Origin of the sequence: Streptomyces sp. NRRL F-2580 (assembly GCF_000720115.1) — a bacterium.
In the GTDB taxonomy this organism is placed as follows: Bacteria; Actinomycetota; Actinomycetes; order Streptomycetales; family Streptomycetaceae; genus Streptomyces.
In genome coordinates, this window is sequence record NZ_JOIR01000147.1 from 1 (window position 1) to 207 (window position 207).

Genomic DNA, 207 nt, shown 5'->3' on the forward strand with positions numbered 1-207 from the left:
TTGGCGCGCTGGTCGCGGCGTTCGGGGATGGTGTGGCCGATTCCGCGTTTACGCAGGTAGGAGCGTATCTTGCGGGAGCTGTAGCCCTTGTCGCCCAGGACATGGTCGGGGCGGGTCCGAGGCCGACCGGGCCCGGCCCGGCGGACCTTGATGGTGGCCATGACCTCCTCGAAGCGGGTGCAGTCGGCGGCGTTGCCGCCGGTGAGG

1 protein-coding gene is annotated in these 207 nt (G+C 70.5%); it reads right to left on the reverse strand.

From position 1 onward, the window contains the following. On the reverse strand, window positions 1–207 hold a 207-nt coding region (locus IF88_RS0139840; protein WP_030724607.1), incomplete at both ends, for a transposase.